This window comes from Caballeronia telluris (assembly GCF_001544495.1).
Taxonomy (GTDB): domain Bacteria; phylum Pseudomonadota; class Gammaproteobacteria; order Burkholderiales; family Burkholderiaceae; genus Caballeronia; species Caballeronia telluris.
On record NZ_FCNZ02000023.1, the window covers coordinates 37,035 to 56,570 of the forward strand.

General features: G+C 63.1%; 19 protein-coding genes and 1 pseudogene. 10 read left to right on the forward strand and 10 right to left on the reverse strand.

The features are described 5' to 3' along the window. Positions 1–25 precede the first annotated feature (25 nt). From AWB66_RS24630 to AWB66_RS34485, 9 genes are all read left to right on the forward strand, one after another. Positions 26–337, forward strand: a complete 312-nt coding sequence (locus AWB66_RS24630; protein ID WP_087632708.1) for a hypothetical protein — start codon at positions 26–28, stop codon at positions 335–337. Next, entirely contained in the window at positions 334–1,389 is a 1,056-nt protein-coding gene (locus tag AWB66_RS24635) for a CobW family GTP-binding protein (RefSeq protein WP_087632709.1), read from the forward strand. Before AWB66_RS24630 ends, AWB66_RS24635 begins: the two co-directional genes overlap by 4 nt. A 39-nt stretch (positions 1,390–1,428) precedes the next feature. Further along, the gene (locus tag AWB66_RS24640; RefSeq protein ID WP_200819054.1) at positions 1,429–2,607 is read left to right on the forward strand and encodes an ABC transporter substrate-binding protein; all 1,179 of its coding nucleotides are present in this window, start codon (positions 1,429–1,431) and stop codon (positions 2,605–2,607) included. A 49-nt stretch (positions 2,608–2,656) separates the two neighbouring features. Further along, complete coding sequence (locus AWB66_RS24645; protein ID WP_087632710.1) at positions 2,657–3,685, forward strand: GntR family transcriptional regulator; 1,029 nt, start codon at positions 2,657–2,659, stop codon at positions 3,683–3,685. A gap of 807 nt (positions 3,686–4,492) precedes the next feature. After that, a complete protein-coding gene (locus AWB66_RS24655) occupies positions 4,493–4,843 on the forward strand; it encodes a hypothetical protein (RefSeq protein ID WP_087632711.1) in 351 nt (116 codons plus the stop codon). Between the two features lie 124 nt (positions 4,844–4,967). Next, positions 4,968–5,780 (forward strand): sugar phosphate isomerase/epimerase family protein, encoded by an 813-nt coding sequence (locus AWB66_RS24660; protein ID WP_200819055.1) that lies wholly within the window; start codon positions 4,968–4,970, stop codon positions 5,778–5,780. Positions 5,781–5,789: 9 nt separating this feature from the next. Then, the gene (locus AWB66_RS34080; protein ID WP_200819056.1) at positions 5,790–5,954 is read left to right on the forward strand and encodes a hypothetical protein; all 165 of its coding nucleotides are present in this window, start codon (positions 5,790–5,792) and stop codon (positions 5,952–5,954) included. Between the two features lie 71 nt (positions 5,955–6,025). After that, positions 6,026–6,754, forward strand: a complete 729-nt coding sequence (locus AWB66_RS24665) for a shikimate dehydrogenase (RefSeq protein ID WP_235021220.1) — start codon at positions 6,026–6,028, stop codon at positions 6,752–6,754. Next, a complete protein-coding gene (locus AWB66_RS34485) occupies positions 6,706–6,810 on the forward strand; it encodes a hypothetical protein (protein ID WP_235021221.1) in 105 nt (34 codons plus the stop codon). Before AWB66_RS24665 ends, AWB66_RS34485 begins: the two co-directional genes overlap by 49 nt. A gap of 708 nt (positions 6,811–7,518) precedes the next feature. Here AWB66_RS34485 and AWB66_RS24670 read toward each other — a convergent pair. The 9 genes from AWB66_RS24670 to AWB66_RS24710 are packed head-to-tail and all read right to left on the reverse strand — an operon-like array spanning position 7,519 to position 17,712. Beyond that, positions 7,519–8,292 (reverse strand): SDR family NAD(P)-dependent oxidoreductase, encoded by a 774-nt coding sequence (locus AWB66_RS24670; RefSeq protein WP_087632712.1) that lies wholly within the window; start codon positions 8,290–8,292, stop codon positions 7,519–7,521. 24 nt (positions 8,293–8,316) lie between these two features. Beyond that, positions 8,317–9,078 (reverse strand): SDR family NAD(P)-dependent oxidoreductase, encoded by a 762-nt coding sequence (locus tag AWB66_RS24675; protein ID WP_087632713.1) that lies wholly within the window; start codon positions 9,076–9,078, stop codon positions 8,317–8,319. Positions 9,079–9,129: 51 nt separating this feature from the next. After that, positions 9,130–10,128, reverse strand: coding sequence for an ABC transporter permease (locus tag AWB66_RS24680; RefSeq protein WP_159462935.1), 999 nt, complete (start codon positions 10,126–10,128; stop codon positions 9,130–9,132). 16 nt (positions 10,129–10,144) lie between these two features. Beyond that, a complete protein-coding gene (locus AWB66_RS24685) occupies positions 10,145–11,662 on the reverse strand; it encodes a sugar ABC transporter ATP-binding protein (RefSeq protein WP_087632715.1) in 1,518 nt (505 codons plus the stop codon). A 56-nt stretch (positions 11,663–11,718) separates the two neighbouring features. Then, complete coding sequence (locus AWB66_RS24690) at positions 11,719–12,828, reverse strand: sugar ABC transporter substrate-binding protein (protein WP_087632716.1); 1,110 nt, start codon at positions 12,826–12,828, stop codon at positions 11,719–11,721. A 33-nt stretch (positions 12,829–12,861) separates the two neighbouring features. Continuing rightward, a complete protein-coding gene (locus AWB66_RS24695) occupies positions 12,862–14,142 on the reverse strand; it encodes an acetoin dehydrogenase dihydrolipoyllysine-residue acetyltransferase subunit (protein WP_087632717.1) in 1,281 nt (426 codons plus the stop codon). After that, entirely contained in the window at positions 14,139–15,122 is a 984-nt protein-coding gene (locus tag AWB66_RS24700) for an alpha-ketoacid dehydrogenase subunit beta (protein ID WP_087632718.1), read from the reverse strand. The genes AWB66_RS24695 and AWB66_RS24700 overlap by 4 nt, the downstream gene beginning before the upstream one ends. A 4-nt stretch (positions 15,123–15,126) precedes the next feature. Continuing rightward, positions 15,127–16,149, reverse strand: a complete 1,023-nt coding sequence (locus AWB66_RS24705; RefSeq protein ID WP_200819057.1) for a thiamine pyrophosphate-dependent dehydrogenase E1 component subunit alpha — start codon at positions 16,147–16,149, stop codon at positions 15,127–15,129. A gap of 54 nt (positions 16,150–16,203) precedes the next feature. Then, positions 16,204–17,712, reverse strand: a complete 1,509-nt coding sequence (locus AWB66_RS24710) for an FGGY-family carbohydrate kinase (RefSeq protein ID WP_087632761.1) — start codon at positions 17,710–17,712, stop codon at positions 16,204–16,206. Positions 17,713–17,739: 27 nt separating this feature from the next. On the opposite strand from AWB66_RS24710, the gene AWB66_RS24715 reads away from it, so the two are divergent. Next, positions 17,740–18,861 (forward strand): sugar-binding transcriptional regulator, encoded by a 1,122-nt coding sequence (locus AWB66_RS24715; RefSeq protein ID WP_200819058.1) that lies wholly within the window; start codon positions 17,740–17,742, stop codon positions 18,859–18,861. A gap of 452 nt (positions 18,862–19,313) precedes the next feature. Here the strand turns inward: AWB66_RS24715 and AWB66_RS35115 are convergent. Continuing rightward, positions 19,314–19,511, reverse strand: a pseudogene (locus tag AWB66_RS35115) (hypothetical protein); the annotation flags it as partial. Positions 19,512–19,536 lie beyond the last annotated feature (25 nt).

The window sequence follows — 19,536 nt, forward strand, 5'->3', positions numbered from 1 at the left end:
CGATTCCCCGAAGGAGACCCTCATCATGTGCGGCATGTGCGGCCTGCTCGGCGGCGGCAATCACTGGTCGAACGCGACCGCGCCCGCGCGCGGCGCCAACGCGCGGCGTCAGCGCCTTGTGCAGGCGGCGCTCGCCAACCGGATTCTGATCCCGCTGCGCCTGCGGCTCGACGACTTTCACGGGCAGTCGTTCGTGCTGTCGTCGCCGACGGGCGCAAGCGAACTCGTCGATGATTTTTCTAAGGTCTGGAAAACCGCGGAGAAAATGCTCGGCCGTCCTCTCGATCCGCTCGTCATGTTCGACGCGACACACAAGTCGACGGAGCCGCGCGCATGAGCCTGGCCTACGATGTCGTTCCCGTCACGCTCGTGACGGGCTTTCTCGGCAGCGGTAAGTCCACGCTGCTCGCTGACGCGCTGCACGGCGACGCCGCGCGCGATACCGCCGTGCTCGTGAACGAGTTCGGCGCCGTCGGGCTCGATCATCTTCTGATGGGCGAAATCGACGCGCAGACCGTGCTCCTCGACAACGGCTGCGTCTGCTGCTCGATCCGTGGCGAACTGAAAGACGCGCTCGCCGCGCTGTTTTCCCGGCGCGCGCGCGGCGAAGTGCCGCCGTTCACCCGCGTCGTGCTGGAAACCACCGGCCTTGCGACTCCGGCGCCAATCATCGCGACGCTGCTCGCCGACCCGGTCATCCGCAGCCACTACGTGCTGAATGCGACCGTCACCGTGGTCGACGCCCTCCATGCCGCCGGTCAGCGCTCGCGTCACCCGGAGTGGCTCGCGCAGGTCACGGCCGCGGACCGCATTCTGATCAGCAAGGCCGATCTCGTTACTGCTTCGGTCATCGACGAACTGAAAGCGGCGCTCGGCTCGCTCAATCCGGCAGCGCGGATCGTCGCGCGCGAAGCACACGCGCATGCCCTCGGCGACCTGCTCTTTGCCCCCGCCAGTGCGCAAGCGCTCATCACGAGAATCGGCGCGTCGAGCGGGCTTGCACATGGCATCGGAAGCGGTCTCGGCGACAAGGGCCTCGCGCACCGCGCAGCCAGCGCTCGCGACGACAGCGCGTCCATCACCGCCGCCTGCATCGGGATCGACGAGCCTATCGACTGGCAGGCTTTCACGCTCTGGTTTTCCATGTTGCTGAACCGGCACGGTGATAAGATTTTGCGCGTCAAGGGATTGCTCGCGATCGACGGTTCCGATCAGCCGGCCGTCCTGCATGCCGTCCAGCATCTCGTTCATCCGATCCTTCATCTGGATGCGTGGCCCGATGACGCCCGTGAATCGAAACTCGTCTTCATCACCGATGGACTCGCCGCAGACCGGATCGAAGCATCGTACCGGTCTTTTTGCACCGCACTTGAAGACGCCGTTGGCTAGACTCCACCATTGAAAGCCGCGCCCAACCCTGCACCGTCCGTGCACCGTTCCAAGGTGGAGTTGCGCGTGCTCGGCACTTCGGTCACGCTGCAAGAGCACATCCGCAAGCAGGCGGAACGCGATCTCGGCATCAAGCTGACATTCATCGTCGAAGATGGCTCGGCCGTACAGCGCAATGGCGTGATGCACCCGGATCGCTACGACGTCTACGATCAGTGGTTTCACAGCATCGACTGCCTGTGGCCGGCGCGCGCGCTGCAACCCATCGATGTGAGCCGCATCGAGCGCTGGGAAGAAATCGGTTCGCTGCCGCGCAACGGGCGTCTCGCGCGCCGGGCATGCAAAGGCGCCGGGAGCATTCCCGTCGACCGGCTCTACGTGCAGGCGGACCACTCGCTCGGACGCGCGGTGTCGGACCATATCAGCATGTTGCCGGTCACGCACAACGCCGACAGCTTTGCGTATGTCGAGGACGCCGTGCCGGCCGCACTCGTCGACAGCGGCGAAAGCTGGGCGTGGCTGCTCGCGCCGGAGCTTTCGGGCCGCGTCGCCCTGCAGGCCGACGCCGCGATTGGAGCGATCGACGCCGCGCTCGCCGTGCAAGCCTGCGGCCTCATGCGATTTGCGGACATCGGCAACCTGAGCATCGAGGAAATCGACGCGCTCATCGCGACGCTGATCGAGTACAAGCGGCGCGGCCACTTCGCCGGCTTCTGGTCGAGTTTCGCCGAAGCCGCGCAACTGATGATTTCGAAGAAGGTCGTGATTCAGAGCATCTGGGCGCCGGCCACTGTGGAACTGGAGAAAGCCGGGCTGCGGTTCAAGCTCGCGAGTCCGCGCGAAGGCTATCGCGCCTGGTTCGGCGGCATGTCGCTCTCGCGCGCGACCAACGGACGAGCGCTCGGAGCCGCCTATGCCTACCTGAACTGGTGGCTCGATGGCTGGCCCGGCGCGTCGATGGCGCGACAGGGTCTTTACATCTCGAACCAGGAGCGATCGCGCGCGCACCTGAGCGACGCCGAATGGACTTACTGGTACGATGGCAAGCCGGCCACAGCCGAGCTACCCGGACCGACCAGCAAGCATCTGATCGCCGCGGGACAGCGTCGCAACGGCGGCAGCTATGTCGCGCGCATGGGCCATGTCGCGGTCTGGGACTCCGTGATGGACGAGCACAACTATCTGGTGCGGCGCTGGGCCGAGTTCATGCGCGCCTGACACGCCCTCAAATTCGACGATGACAAGACGCGCAAGCGCAACCGATTCAATGTTCCTGGCCTCGACCGGCGCAACGAACGACGCCGCGGCCGAAACCGAAACACGGCTGCGTTACCGCCTGATCTACGAGCAGTTGAAGACCGCGATCGAGCGCGGACGAATCGTGCCTGGCCTCGTGCTCCTCGAAGGACCCGTCGCGCGCGTTTTCGGCACAAGCCGCGTGCCGGTGCGCAAGGCATTCGAAATGCTGCACGAGGCGGGATTGCTGCACACGTTCGAAGGTCGCGGCTATCTGGCCGCCGCACCCGGTGGCCGCACACACGCGCCGGTTCGCACGCCGCTCTCGGATGCGGTTCTCGGCTTCGATACCGCGCCTGCGCCGCTCGATCTGCGCTCGACGAGCGAGCGCATTTACCACGCGCTGGAAGACGCGGTGTCGAACGGTATCGTGTTCGGCCATTTCCGTATCGACGAGACCGAGGCGGCCGAGGTCTTCGGGTGCAGCCGCGGCGTGGTCCGCGAGGCGCTCGGACGGTTGCGCGACCTCGGACTGGTGGAAAAATCGGCTTACTCGCACTGGCTTTGCGGACCGCTCACTGCCCGGGCCGTCGCCGAGGACTACGAGCTTCGCGCGCTTCTCGAGCCGGCAGCGCTTCGGACCAGTGCGCCCCATCTGCCGGAGAGCACGCTTGAGGCGGCGCTTGCTGAAATCGAGCGAGCGATCGATTGCCCCGCTTCGATAAATGCGGACGCACTCGCACGGATCGAAACGACGCTGCATGTCGAGTGCCTGCGTTATGCACCCAATCGGAAACTGCTCGAGACAATCGGCCGTGCGCTCATGCCGCTGACCGTGAATCATGCATTTTTTCAGGCATTCGATATCCAACCCGAGGTCGGCACGTTGATGGAACATCGCGTGGTGCTCGACCACTTGCGCGGCGGCGGTTTTGAAGCTGCAGCGATCGCACTCAACGCGCACCTTCAGGCGGGCAGAAAGAGAACGCTTCAGCGGTTAAAGGTACTGGCGGTTTTACCCGAGCCGGCTCTCCCGGCGTTTATGAAGCGGATCGCGTAGAGGCGGCTGTTGCGTGCGCCCGGAAGTGAGCGAGCTGCGCGCGTTTGGCTTCGCATGCGATTCCGAACTGTTCGACCTGCGTGCCTAGCAGGCATTGCGCCTTCCTTCCCAGCGAGGAAAGCGCCGGGTCAATACTAAGCAATGGCATATAGGTAACCTTCAGCCCCGACTTCCCCGTACACCAGATTTGGCTTTGTCTCGATGGCGCGCCGTCACATCTGACAAATTTTTACACGCCAGACGTACCGGGAATTTGTCAAAATGAACGACGTCGTTGAGGTTAAAGATGGGGCAAGCTGAGCGCCATGTCCATATCAAAAATGGGTTGGTCGGGCGGACACGATAAATGAGCCTGGCTGCTAAGAAACTGCTCAAATTGTCCATTGCCATGCGTGACTCGGCGCAAACGCTCCTGTTCCATCAGGCGTAATTTAACAGACACAGACGGAATTGAGCTGTGCGGTTGGAAAGTTAAGAGCAATGTTTTGCATTACTTATAGTACTGCCATCTGTTGGAGCGAATCGGCTTTTAGCGAGCTAGAAAACTCGGCATCAGGCTCGATGAAATGCACTGTATTGATGACCCCCTCCACGATCTGCGCAACCAAATGGAGAACACCCTGCTGAAACTTGAACCGCGCCTGCGTGCAGTCGAAATCGAGATAGACGAGAGGCCGAAACCGGGTCTCCTGGTGAGCTTCATTATGACTTGCCATCCCAGGATGGGATAGGACTGGTCCGGTTTGGAACGCATCTACCCGACAAGGGCCGCTTCACCTTCGACTTATTGAACCTTACATCAGCAGCATGAAATTGCAATTGCGTCGTTTTACAGCAGCCCTGATTCCCGGCATTCTGCTCGGGTTCGCGACCACCTGCGCTTATGCGTCGTATTCCGAACAATGGCTGACTCCCGGGCAGTTGCGAAAGGAAGAAACCGCTCATCCACATCACGCCACGCCCGCAATACCCGAGCAGGATCCATTCACGTTGCAGTCGACCAGCGACCCGCTCACGAATCAGATGCAGCACTTCTGCGATGTCATTCGCGGGACTGCGAAACCGCTGCTCGACGCGCGCGGCGCGGCCAAGACGCTCGCGGCGACCCTTGCCGTGAAGGAGGCTGCAGCAACGGGTCGGGTCGTTACGCTTTCATAGGGGCCGTTTAATGAACGCTTTACGTTCTTCCTTCGCTCGACTGTCGCGCACGAGAACTGGGCGGCGTGAGCGGGGCCGAGCACGATGGTCTCGTCGACGGATTTGCCCTTCTAAAAGGTAACAAATGAAGATCGGACTCGTTTCCGACAGTCTGTCCCACCTCTCGTTGAACGATATGCTCCAGGCAGCCCAGGAGATGGGAATAGACGGCGTCGAAATCAACACCGGCAACTGGTCGTCGGCGCCTCATATCGATCTCGCGGCATTGCTCGCGAGCAGTGGAGAACGACGCGCATTTCTCGATGCGTCCGAAAAACGCGGGCTTTCCCTGATCGCCCTGAATGCCAATGGAAATCCGCTCCATCCGACGGACGGAGAAAGACTGTCAGCCGTGGTCCGCGACACGATCCGGCTCGCCGCCGAGCTGGGCCTCGACAAGGTGTGTCTGATGTCGGGCCTGCCTGGTGGCGCGCCAGGAGACCGCATGCCGAACTGGATCGTGTCTTCCTGGCCGCCAGAAACGCAGCAGATACTCACTTGGCAATGGAACGAAGTCCTGTTGCCGTACTGGACGTCGCTCGTGAGGTTCGCATCGGATCACGGGATAACGCGGCTGTGCCTCGAGCTGCACGGCAATCAAATCGTCTACAACGTACCCTCGCTTTTGAAGCTTCGAGCGGCAGTGGGCCCCGTCGTCGGCGCGAACCTCGATCCAAGTCACCTCATGAGGATGGGTGCGGATCCGATCGCCGCTGTCGATGCGCTCGGCGAGGCAATCTATCACGTACACGTTAAAGATACGAGTATCAATCCGACCCGGTGCGCCACCACGGGTTTGCTCGAGAACGGTCCGCTCGAAGACATCGCAGCGCGCGCGTGGAGCTATATCACGCTCGGCTACGGTCGCCCGGAAGCGTGGTGGAAAGACTTCTGCTAACGCTTGCGCATGAACGGCTACGACGGATGGCTGTCCATCGAGCATGAAGACGTGCTGATGTCGCGAATCGAAGGAGTGCGCCGCTCAGTTGCTCTTTTAAAGGCCGTTGCGCCGGTCGAACGGGCCGACTTCGCACCCAGTCAATCTAATTGCAGTGGAGCGAACCATGTCTGAACCTAAGCCCGCGATCCTGATCGGCTTGATCGGCACGAATCTGCAGTTTTCAAAAAGCGCCGCAAATTCACATGCAGGAAGGCGAAGAGTGCGGATTGCGGTACATCTATCGTCTAGTCGATCTGACCGCGCTCGGCTTGAGCAATGACGCTCTGCCTGCTCTTCTTCAGGCCGGAGGGCGGTTGGGCTTCAGCGGCTTTGCAGTGACGCATCCCTGCAAGGAGGCCATTCTTCCGCACCTCTCCGAATTGTCCAGTGACGCGCGGTTACTGGGCGCGGTCAATACCGTCGTTCTTGAAGGCGGCAGATCGATCGGTCACAACACGGACTGGTTCGGCTTTGCAGATTCGTTCCGGCGCGACATCGCGGGCGTCAAGGCTGACCGGGTTGTCCAACTTGGCGCAGGCGGCGCGGGCAAGGCGGTCGCTCACGCACTGCTCACCTGCGGGGTCGGCCGCGTGAACCTGTGGGTCCGGAATCAGGATAAGGCGAAGCCCGTGGTCGACAGTCTCGCCGCGATTTATGGCGCTGACCGAATCGGCGTCGTCGACAATTTGGCCGAGGCCGTGGCTGGCGCGGACGGGCTCGTCAATGCGACACCCATCGGTATGGATGCGCATCCCGGTTGCCCGCTTCCGATGCATTTGCTACGCCCCGACCTGTGGGTCACCGACTTATCTACTCGCCAGCCGAGACGGAACTTCTTAAAGCCGCTCGTCTACTGGGAGCCCGGACAAATAACGGTAAAGGCATGTTCTTTTCCCAGGCAGCTGAGCAGTTTCGCCTGTTCACGGGCATAGCCCCAGACCAGCAGCGGATGAGAGAATACATGCAATTGCTGACCAGCACGCGATAAATCTCTGAACGGAGGTGCGTCATACATTGAGTCGGCGGCCGCCCCTTTGATAATCGGCACCAGCCAGCTCAAGCTGCTGAACAACTGAGCCACCACCTCGCGCAGACTTCCAATAAAAGGATTTCGCGCTCGCCAATCGGCACTCGCTCGATTCGAGGCTGATTTTCCCGATAGTCGCTGTCAGACCGCAGCCGCTCTTTCTGCCAGAGCCTTCGTCGCGTGAGTTGACATTCGTCACTGGAGCAGTACTACTGATGAGGAGGTTGCGGCCGTACCTTGAATCATTGAATCGTCTTTTGCAACCTCCGCAGCGACGGACGACACTATTTTTCGCCTCCAGAGTCAGATTGGCGGGGTTCGACTCGGGCCGATGAGTTGGTTACGCGTTTCGCGGCGGGACGGGGTTTGCCGGCCTACTCCCAAACGGATTAGGAACTGGCAAAGTTCGAAAACCGGGGGATTCCATCTGTACCTTAAATTTGAGATCTTTCCGCGTGCAGTACCCCGAAAACTGCGACATGCTGATCCACAAGATGATCTCATCCTCCTACTTGGCTTTTTGGCGACCACGGACAACGGTGTCTCTGTGGTCGCTACAAGTCTTCTCCCGATTGCTCAGGAGTTGCGGGTCGATGCCCATGCCTGAGACAGCGCGCTTCTCGACCCCTACAGAAAAAAATCCACGGTCGCAGCCCGACGACTTGTCCTTCACCAGCAGATATACCCGCCGTCCGCGACCACTATCGATCCCGTCATGAGGCTCGCAGCGTCGCTCGCGAGGAAAAGAACGACGGATGCGATTTCGTCCGGGCGTCCCAGACGCCCCATCGGCGTGCCGCCGACCCAGTACTGCCGCAAGTTCGGATCCATCGAAACCTTTCTGACCAGATCGGTATCGATGTAAGTCGGCGCGACGGCGTTCACCCGGACGCCCCGCGACGCCCATTCGACCGCGAGCGAGCGCGTCAAATGATGCACAGCCGCCTTCGACGCGTTGTAGTTCACTTGCTCCTGCGGCCGCGTCGCGATGAATCCGGCCATCGACCCGACGTTTACGATCGAGCCGCTACCTCGCTCGAGCATCGATTTACCGAACGAGCGGCAGCATCGGAACAGGCCGTTCAGGTTCACGTCGAGCACCTTGTTCCACACCGCGTCCGACATCGTCTCGGCCGGCACATTTGAGATCGCGATGCCTGCGTTGTTGACGAGAATGTCGACCGCGCCGAATCGAGTTGCGATGTCATCGTGGACGCGTTGCGGCGCCGCCGGGTCGGTTACGTCGAAACGCACGCCATGAGCAGTGAAACCGAGGTCCGATAGCGAACCGAGGGCAGCTCCGAGCGCATCGGGGTCGAGGTCGGTCAACACGACTTGCGCGCCGGCCTCGGCGAGCGCGTGCGCCGTTGCGTAGCCGATGCCGCGCGCCGCGCCCGTCACCACCGCCCGCTTGCCTTCGAGGCTGAATTTATCGAGATACATGGAACGCTCTGCTCAGGAAAGGAGTTAGCTCAACACGATCCCACCGCAGACGTTGAGTGTCTGACCCGTGACGAAGGCCGACGCGTCCGAGGCGAAGAAGCACACGGGCCCGGCGACATCCTCGGGCTGCCCGAGCCGCGCGAGCGCGGTCTTGTCGATCCACTTCTGCGCGATGGCCGGATCTTCGAGATTGGTGCGCCCCATGTCGGTCACAATGATGCCCGGGCAGACCGCGTTCGCCGTGATGCCGAACGGACCGACTTCCTGCGCGAGCACGCGCGTGAAGCCCATGACGGCCGCTTTCGATGCAGAATAGTGCGCCTGCAAAGGCGCGCCATGCTTGCCGCCGATCGACGCAATATTCACGATGCGTCCGTAGCGCCTCGCCTTCATGTGCGGCAACAAAGCCTGCGTCACCAGAAACGTGCCTTTCGCGTTGACGTCGAGGACCGCGTCCCACTCGCTTTCGTCGAGCTCGTCGACCGAGCGCGCGATCAGGATGCCCGCGTTGTTCACGACGGCGTCGATCTGCCCGGCCCGTGCGATCGCTGCCGCGACCATATCGGTTACCTGCTGCTTGTTGCTGACGTCGGCCGACAGCGCGAACGCTCGTCGCGACTTGCCGCGAATCTCCTCCGCAACGCCCTCCAGCAGATCCCGCTGCCGCTCGATGTCGTTGACGACGACGTCGAAGCCGTCGTCCGCCAGCCCCAGTGCGAGCGCCCTTCCAATGCCCCTGCTTGCGCCCGTGACGAGCGCGATGCGTCCGTTCGATGATTTGACCATGATGTCCTCGTCTCCTGACTGATTGTGTCTTCGATCGCGTCTGCCGCGCGTTCAGCGGAAGAAGCGAATCTCGCCGCGCAGGACCGCCAGGCCGACGGCCGCGACCATCACGACGCCACGCACGATGTTCTGGAGATAAAACGGGGCGCCGATCAGATTCAGGCCGTTGTCGAGCATGCCGATGATCACCACGCCGACGAGCGTGCCTTGAATCGTCGCGCGGCCGGGCTTGAACGCGGTCATGCCGAGGAACACGGCGGTCAGGCTGTCCATGAGGTAGGCGTCGCCCGCGCCGGACTGGCCGGTGCCGAGTCGCGCAGTCAGCATCACGCCGCCGAGCGCGGCGCCCGCGGCCGAGAGCACCAGCGCCGTGACGCGCGCGCGGTTCACCTTGATGCCCGACAGGCGCGCCGCCTGAATGTTCGCGCCCGTCGCAATGACGCTACGCCCGAGACGCGTGCGGTTCAGCAGCACGTAGAAGACGAACACCGTCACGAGCGCGATGACGATCGGCATCGGTACCACGCCGAACACGGTGCCTTTGGCGATCGCGTAGAAGCTGTCAGGCATGGTCGCGTAGATCGAGTCGCCGCCGGTGTAGGCGTAATTCACGCCGAGAGCGATCGGCCCCATTGCCAACGTCGCGATCAGCGAGGGGATGCGCAGCACGGTCACGAGCAGGCCATTGATCAGTCCTATTGCGACGCCGGATAACAACGCGACCGCGATCGCAACCGGCACCGACTGATGCGCCAGCACCAACATACCGGCAACAAGCACGCCTGCAAGACTCGCGGCCTGTCCGATCGAAAGATCGAATTCGCCACTCGCGACGGCCACGGTTAGCCCGGACGAGATGACCATCAGCACGGAGATTTGCACCAGCACGTTGCTGATGTTGTCGAGCGAGACGAAGCGATCCGTGCCGAGCGCGAACGCAATGAAAATGATCACGGCGGCCGCGACCGTGCCCCACCGGCTCGCGAGCTGACTGAAGTCGATAGAGCGCTGCGCGTGCGCGACGGTTTCGTCGGGTCTTTTAGCGGCCAAGGTCTGTCCTTTCATTTCAGTTCACCTCGAGCAAAAGTCTTGCTTCAGAAAATTCGGTGCGGTCGAGACATTCGCCCACCACGCCATCGGCGATGCAGTAGATGCGATCGCATAGCTTCAACATTTCCTCGAACTCGGCGCTCGCGATCAGCACGCTCGCGCCCGCCTTGACCAGTTCGTGAATCAGCGCGTAGATCTCCGCCTTGCTGCCGACATCGACGCCTTCGGTCGGATTGTCGAGCAGCAGCAGCGGTTTCCTCCCGGCGTCGCTTCGTCCCATGCGGATCAGCCAGCGTCCGAACGCGACCTTCTGCTGATTGCCGCCGGAAAGCTGCAAAACGTCCTGGCCGATACCGCTGCACTTGATACCGAGCTGCGCGACGGCATCGTGCGCGAGAGTGCGCGTCAGCGTCTGCTGCATGAAGCCACTGCGGCTTGTCTGGCCGAGCGCGCCCGTCATCAGGTTCTCCTCGACCGTCAGTCCGGGAAACAGCGCCTTGCGCAAGCGTTCATCGGCAACGAGATACACGCCGCGATCGATCGCTTCGGCGACGTCGCGCGGAAACCCCCGCTCGCCGTTAACGACGCAGTCGCCTTCGACCTTCGCGCTCACCGAGCCGGCGAGCGCTTCCAGCACGCCCGTCTGTCCCGCCCCCATCACGCCCGCGATGCCGACGATCTCGCCCGCGTGCACGACGAGATTCGGCACCTCCAGATGGCCGATGCGCGCGTTATGAATGCGCGTCGCGACGGCATCGTAGGAAGCAGACGACGCCCAATGCTGATCCTCGATCCTGCGCCCGACCATCAGATGCACGACTTCCTGCAGCGTCGTATCGGTGACGAGGCCGTCGTGCACCTTCTCGCCGTCCTTGAGCACGGCGACGCGGTCGCATTGCTCGAAGATCTCGTTCAGATGATGCGAAATGAACAGGATCGACAGCCCGTGCGACTTCAGATCGCGCAGGAAACTAAAGAGCTTGCGGCTTTCGTTGAGCGTGAGCGAGGCCGTGGGTTCGTCGAGGATCAGGATCGCGGGCTCGCTCACCAGTGCCTTCAGGATGTCGAGAATCTTGTTTTCGCCGAGCGTCAGGTCGCCGCATTCGGTATCGAGATCGATGTCGATGCCAAAGCGCTGTGCGAAGCGGCTCGCTTCGGCCCGTAGCGCGCGCGAACGGATCAGTCCGCCTGAGAGCGGCTCGCGTCCGAGCATGATGTTTTCAGCTGCGGTCAGCGTCGAAATCACGGCGATCTGCTGGTGCGCGACCGCGATCCCTGAAGCGAGCGCATCGCCGACGCTGCGCATCGATACCGGCTTGCCGTCGATCGACAGCGTGCCAGCGTCAGCCTGTTGCGCGCCGCAGATGATCTTGACGAGCGTCGATTTTCCCGCGCCATTGGCACCGACGAGCGCGAGCATTTCACCGCCCCACAGGTCGAGATCGACGCTGCGCAGCGCCGGGTTGCCGTGGAAGCTCTTCGCCACGCCGCGCGCGGACAGGCGAGGCGTGCCCTTTGCCAGAGTGTCATTCATGTGTCTGTCTCCTGACACGACGGGCCGGCGCGAGCATCGCGCCGGCCCGTCGCACACTACATGCCGGCCACGGCGCGATCGCGATAAATGTAGTACAGGTCTTTTGCGTTATAGGTCGGCTCACCCGGCGCCGGGATGTTCACGCCGCGCACGAGCAGCGGCGCAGGGAATTCGACAGTCGGCACGGGCACGAGCTTCTTTGCATCGCCGCCCTTCGCCACGATCTCGTTGATGAGCCAGCCGGTGTAGGCGCCCCACACTTCGAACGCCTGCGCCGTCGTGCAGACCAGTGGATAGTTCGGTTTGCGCATGCGGTCGAGCGCCGTCGGATGCCCATCGTGGCCGATCACCATGATCTTGTCCTGCATGCCGCGCGACGCGACGACTTCGGCTGCAGCCATCGCAGGCTCGTCCCACGGACACCAGATCACGTCGAGATCCTTGCCGTAGGTCGTCAGCCAGTCGTTCACGGTGTTCTGCGTGGCCTCGTAGAAGCCCGAGTACTGGATGACCCGCTCGTTCTTCATCGTGATCCACTCGTTTTCCGTCAACGCCGTCTTCATCACCTTGCCGCGCTTGCGGGTGCCGTGGTGGAAGTTCGCGATCACTGCGCACATGTTGGCCTTGGTCTTGCCCTGCGCCAGAAGCGTGTCGATCATGAACTGAGAGGTCTGCGCGCTCATCGCGTAGTTATTGCTCGTGATGTCCGCGATGGCGGGCGCCTGCCAGCCCGAGTCGAGGCTGAAGAACGGAATCTTCGAAGCAGTGAGGTGATCGAGCGCGCTCTTCGCCGCCGTGAGCGTGCCGTACAGTACGAGAATCGCGTCGGACTTCGCGGTGATCGCATCCTCGATCTGGCTGACGAGCTGTCCCGGATCGCCCTTCGCATCGGTCTGCTTGATCTGCCACGTCTTGTCGAGACCCGCCTTCTTGAGCCACTGCTGGAATCCGGCCCACGATCGCTGGTCGGATTGCGCAGACATCTGCTGCGCGACGACCGCGATGCGCATCGGCTTGCCGCCACCCGCCGACGATGCCGGCGTCTGCGCCTGCGCCGACGTCGAGCCGAACAACATCTGCGCGAACTGCGTGCCGCCGATCGCGGCCGCCATGCCGAGCATCCGGCGGCGGGAGAACTCGGGTTCCTGGCTGTTGCTGTCTTCCATGTTACGTCTCCTGTTTTCTAGTTCGAGTGCGTGTCATACGAAGAGCGCCGCCACCTTCTGCGGTTGATCCCAATGCGGCATGTGACCCGCTTGGGGAATGAAGTGCACGGGAATCTCCGGTCCTGCGCGGCTCGCGTGATGCCACGGGATGATCTGGTCGTCTAGCCCCCAGATCACGCGGGCGGGCACGTTCAGCCCGGCCAGTTCGGAGCGGATGTCGATCTGCTGGCGGCCGCCGCTCACGAGGTTGTCCGCGAGCGCGACGAGCGCGCCGCGTGTGCGGATCGCGTCCGCCATCTGGTCTAGCTGCTGCGCGGACAACAGCGGCGGATTGAGCGCGGACCGCCGCAGCAGATGCATGAGGCCGCCGCCCTTTTTGACGTGCGCCATGCCGTCGATGAAGTCGTCGTCGATTTCGGTGCCGAGCCCGGCTGGCGCGATCAGCGTCAGACGCTGCACCTTCGCCTTCAGGATCATGGCGACCTTCGCGGCCACCGCGGCACCGAGCGAATGACCGACGAGTTCGAAGCTGCCGATGCCGAGGTCGTCGATCAGCGCGGCCATCGCATCGGCCATGCTCGCGACGTCGGCGGAGTCGAAGTCCGTTGCGCCATGCGAAGGCAAGTCCGGCGCGATGACGTGCCTGCCGCGGCGTTGCAACTGGCTCGCGAGCGCGGACCACACCTGGGCGTCGCCTGAGAAACCGTGCAGCAGCACGAGGGGCGCGCCCGCCGCGCTTTGCGGACGCCACTCGCGATAGGCGACGCGTCCGCGCGCCAGATTGCGGTAGAGCACGCCTTCAGCCGGCGCTGCGCTCGCGGCTCCGGCGCCGTTCACGCGCACCTCCACGTCCTGCCGTTCGATGCGCCCGCGCCGTCCCGTTCCGGCGATGCCGTCGAGCGCGATGCCGCCCTGCCGCGCCGCGCGGCGGGCCGCGGGCGTCGCGCGAAGGCGAAGCGTGTCGGCGCGGGCGTGGTGGACAACAGCCGCGCGAACCTCGGACGCGGCGGCCGCGGTCTGCGCGACGGCGGCCGCCGGAACCGGCGCTTCCTCCGGCGCCGCGTTGGCCTCCTCGCCGATCACGTCGTACTCGCCGAGCGGCGCGCCGACATCGACGTCTTCGCCCACGTCCGCGAGAATTTGGCGCAGCACGCCGTCCGCGAGCGCGGGCATCTCGACGACGGTCTTGTCCGTTTCAATTTCCACGATGGTCTCGCCCCGCACGAACGAGTCGCCCGGCCTCTTGAACCACTCGACCACGCGCCCCTGCTCCATCGTCTCGCCGAGGCGCGGCAGCAACAGGGTCTTGCTCATGCGGGCACCATGCTGGAAATCATGTCGACGATCAGTTGCGTGGTCGGAATGCTCGCGCTTTCGAGCGCCGGCGACACCGAAATCGGCACGTCTTCGCCGGCCAGTCGCAGCACCGGATCTTCGAGGAAGTCGAAGCATTCCTCCGAGATGCGCGCCGCGATTTCCGACGCGACGCCGCACGTCGATGCCGCTTCCGTGACCACGACCGCGCGCCCCGTTCGATTCACCGACGCCGCGACCGTCTCCATGTCGAGCGGATTGAGCGTTCGCAGATCGATCACCTCCACGTCGACGCCGTTTTGCGCCAGTTGCTCGGCGGCGTCCAGCGCGACATGCACCATCCGCGAATAGGTGACGAGCGTGACGTCGCCGCCGGTGCGACGGATCGCAGCTTTGCCCCACGGCGCGATGGGCGCCGTTAGGTCCGCGTCTTCCTTGCGCGCGTACAGCGCCTTGTGCTCGATAAATACGACCGGATCGGGCAAGGTCAGGCTGTGACGCAACAGGTGATACGCGTCGGAGGCCGTGGCGGGCATCACGAGACGCAAGCCGGGTGTATGCATCACGAGCGCTTCGAGACTCTGCGAATGCTGCGCGCCTGCCGAGCGCCCGGTGCCGCCTTGCGTGCGCAAGACCATCGGCACACCGATTTGGCCGCCGAACATGTAGCGGATCTTCGCGGCCTGGTTGCCGACCTGATCCATCGTCATGCCGAGAAAGTCCACGTACATCAGTTCCGCGACGGGCCGCAGGCCGGTCATCGCGGCGCCCACGGCCGCGCCGACGATAGCCGGTTCGCTGATCGGCGTGTCGATCATCCGCTCGGCGCCGAACTCCTTGATCAGGTCTTTCGTGACGCCATATGCGCCGCCGTAGACGCCCACTTCCTCGCCGATAACGACGATGGTGTCGTCGGCCTGCATCGCGTCGCGCAAGGCTTGCCGGAGCGCATCGCGATAGGTGATCCGGGTGAGGCTCATCGTGTCAGCTCCTTGCCAGCACGCGTTCGAGGCGCGTGCGTACGGGTTCCGGTTTCGGTTCGCCAACGCCATAGACGTCCTCGAACATCGTGTCGAGCGCAGGCGAGGCCGAGTCCGCGGTGAAGTCGATCGCGGCGCTCATCTCGCGGCTGATTTCCGCGTCGAGCGCGTCGATCTGCTCGCCGCTCGCGAGCTTGCGTTCGATCAGCGTCGAGCGCGCGCGGACGATCGGATCCCGCTTGCGTCCGGTCTCTTCCTCGTCTGCGCTGCGGTATGGACTCTTGTCCATGCGGCCGTGGCCAAAGAAGCGGAAGCACGAAATCGCCATGAAGCCGGGCTTGCCGGCGCGAGCGCCCGACACGAGGTCTTCGGCCACCTTCAGAACGTCCTCGACGTCCTCGCCATCGACCATGCCGGTGCGCAGTCCGAACGCCTCGGCGCGCTTGTCGAACGCGGTGGAACGCGTCGCCTTGTCGATCCGCGTGCCCATGCCGTACTGGTTGTTGATGCAGACGAACAGCACCGGCAGGTCCCACAGCGCCGCCATGTTCATGCTCTCGTAGAGGATGCCCTGCTGCATTGCGCCGTCGCCGAAGAACGCCACCGACACCGCGTTCTTCTTCAGTAGCTTGTAGCTCAGTCCTGCGCCGACGACATGCGAGATGCCGCCGCCGACGATCGCGTTCGCGCCGAGATGGCCGAGCGCCATGTCGGCGATATGCATTGAGCCGCCCTTGCCCCGGCAGTAACCCGTCGCCTTGCCGCCGATCTCGGCCATCATCCGGTCCGGCTCCGCGCCGCGCGCGAGGAAGATGCCGTGGCCGCGATGGTGTGTCGTGAAACTATCCTGCGGCTGCAACGCGCCGACGACACCGGCCGCCGCGCCCTCCTCGCCGATGGAAAGATGAAGCATCGAACCGGCCGACAGTTCGCGCGCATAGAGTTCGGCGACATGCTCCTCGAACGTCCTGATGCGGCGCATCGTGCGGTAAAGGTCTAGCAATGGAGGCTTGGATTGCGAAAGCATGGTCTCGACTCTGATTGAGGGTTCTCGATAAATGAGCGGATCGGCGTCTTCGGATCACGCACTGGCCGACGGCCGCTCGCAAAAGCCCCGCAACGCGGGATAGAGCTTCTGATACCTTTCGTAAATCTCGCCGTACTGTGCCGCTTCGGCTTGACGCGGCTCAATGCGGCGGCCGGGTTTCACCATTGCCGCGATGCCTTCGTCGATCGAAGCGAAGTGGCCGGCGCCCGTCGCCGCGAGAATGGCCGCGCCAAGCGACGGCGCTTCGCTCGCCTTCGGCACGCTGACCGGCAATCCGGCGATATCGGCATGAAGTTGCAGCCACAGTTCCGACGCGACCACGCCGCCGCCGATCGTGATCTCGCTCGCCGGGAAGCCGGCCTGCGACATGCGCTCGAAGATCAGACGCGAGCCGAAACAGATGCCTTCTATCGTCGCGCGAAAGAGATGCGGCATGCCGTGCGCGAGCGTCAGGCCGACGAAGGCGCCGCGCGACGACGCATCGACATACGGCGTGCGGTTGCCCTGGAAATGATCGAGCGAGAGCAGGCCGTCGCAGCCCGGCGCGATCTTGCGGGCCTCTTCGTTCATCGCGTTGAGATTGAGGTTGCCGCCCGCAAGGCGACGGAGCCAGTTGACGATCGAGCCGGTCGACGTCTGCCCGCCTTCGATGATGTGCCGGTTGGGATATACGGCATCGGCGTAGGTGCCCCACAGGCCCCTGGCGGCCGCCGGGCGGTCGGACACGCCGAACATCAGGTGGGAGGAACCGGTGATCAGCGCGACCTGCCCCGGCTTCGCAACGCCGATGCCGATCATGCCGATCAGCGCGTCTGCACCGCCCTGCACGACCTTCACGCTCTGCGGTAATTGAAGATGTTCCGCCGCGCGTTGCGTCAGCGTGCCGATCACTTCGCCCGGCGCGGCCACGGCGTCGGGCCATTTTTCCAGCAGCGAATCGAGCTTCAGCGCGGCGAGCAGGCTTTTCGGGTAGCCGCCGCGCTCAGTGGAGTAGTGCCAGCGGATCGACGCGTTGTCGAGACTCGCGCAGCGCCGCCCGGTCAGGCGCAAGTTCATGAAGTCCTGATACTCGCAGATGGTCGCGGCGCGCTCGTAGTTCTCCGGTTCCTGGCGCGCGAGCCAGAGCGCCTTCGGAATCATCCATTCCGCCGACACCGGACCTTCCCCTGCGCCGTTGACGACCAGAGCAGGATCGCCGGTCGCGAGCACGTCGGCGGCTTCGGCTCCGGCGCGCACGTCCATCCAGATGATGGCCGGACGCAGCGCCGAGCCTTCGCCGTCGAGCGCGACGACGCTGCAACTCGTCGTCGCGAGCGCGATCGCGTCGACGTCGGCGGGCGCGATGCCGGCTTGAGCTACGGCCTGCCTGAGCGCCGTGCCCATCGCCGTCCACCAGTCTTCGGGGTTCTGTTCGGCTCGTGCGCCTGCCGAGAACTGTGTGGCGTAAGGCTGCGCGGCGGAGCCGAGGCACGAGCCCGACAGGTCGAACACGCGCGCACGAATGCTTTCCGTCCCACCATCGACTCCAATCACATAGCTCATGGTGTCTCCAATTTCGCTTTTGCACATTTGTCGTCGATTGCGACATTTGTGCTGAGTTTGATTTTCATGATGGGGTTTGTCAAGATGGTGTTTATGAACACAGGGAAACCACCTAAATTGCTCGAGCTGAATCTCGCTCACGAGTCCGACGACGCGCTCATCGTCCGCGCGGCCTGGATGTACTACGTCGGCGGACTAAATCAGGAGCAAACCGCCTCGCGGCTCGGACTGCATCGCAGCCGCGTCAACCGGCTGCTTTCGGAAGCTCGCGATCGCGGCCTGATCAACGTGACGATCAACCACGAGTCGGCGCGCGATATCGAAGTCGAACAAGCAATCGCTCGCTGCTTCGGCCTCGACTTCTGCATGACGACGCCGACATTGGGATTCGCCGATGGACCGTCGGACCCCAAGGCGGACCGCATCCGTGCGGCGATCAGCCGGCGCGCGGTCGGCGCTGCGGGTGCGAGTTTCCTGAAGGGCAAGCTGTTGGACGGGCCCGTGACGGTGGGCGTGAGCTGGGGACGGACGATCGAACAAGTCGCGATGCAACTCGCGGGCGTGCGAAATCCGCAGGCGCGCTTCGTGTCACTGCTCGGTTCGCTTAAAAGAAATTCGACGTCGAACCCTTTCGAAGTCGTGCAGTTTTTTGCGGCGCGTACGGGTGGCGAAGTGCATTTCCTGCCCGTTCCGTTCATCGCCGATTCGCTCGCGGACCGCAAGGTCTTTCTCGAGCAGCGCATCGTGCAGGACGCGATGCAACTCGCGCGCAACGCCGATCTTTACCTGATCAGCGTCGGCGAACTTGAAGAGACTTCGGTCCTGAGAACGCAGGACATCTTGACGGCCGACGAATTACGCAACATCCAGGAAAGCGGCGCGGTTTGCGACTCGCTGGGTAAGTTGTTCGATATCAATGGACGCGAGATCAACCACCCGCTCAGCCACCGGACGGTTGCGATCGAGACGAACGAACTGCGCGGACGGAATGTCGTGCTGCTCGCAGGCGGGCTCGAGAAGGTCCGCGCCACGATAGCGTTGCTTCGCAGCGGCATCGTCAAAGGGTTGATCATCGATGGCGACACGGCGGTCGCCCTCGCTCAGTCGGCCCTTGTGCTTGATCAATACAACGAATCTCATTCGAGGTGATCTTTCAAGTCGTGACCTATCTGGCAATTGAATTTGTTGACCACTGAACCACTTAGTAAGCTGGCGTGAACCCTGGTCGCTGTTGGACAGCGTTAATTTTGCTAGCGGTGTTCATTCAAGCGCTAGTGCGTCCATTAATTCTGCTAGCGCAGGCGGCCGGTGGCCCGAAACGAGCGTTTTTCGCGGTAACGACTGATCGCCCGAAGCGCGGCGTCCAAGTGATTGGATAGCCGAGCACGGACGCCGGCACCGTTTTTGTTGCTCGTACGCCGCTATCCAGCGGCGCAATACCGTACGAGTTACTCCGTGCCGTTGCGCGAGCGCGCGCGTGCCAGATACCCAGCAACGTACTGCCTTACCAGCTTCAACTGCTCGCTGTACTTCGCCATGAAAAACACCCCAAAGGTTGAACCGGTGTCCAACTTTTAGGGTGCGGTGCACTCTTGTGAGCGTTTCGGATCGGTGGGGCTTTTCCGTGACAGCGGCACCGCCAAGTCGAAAAGCCCAGCATCTCTGGCAGCAGCAAACCATTTGCCTTCCGACCCGGGCTCGCACCTGACGAGATCGGCCAATATCCTCTCGGGCGGCCGAGTCGGATACTTCTTTGTGATTGTTCCAAAAGATGCCAAATAGGTGCCTGCTCGGTTTGCCGGATCGCAAAGCGTGCCCGCCGGC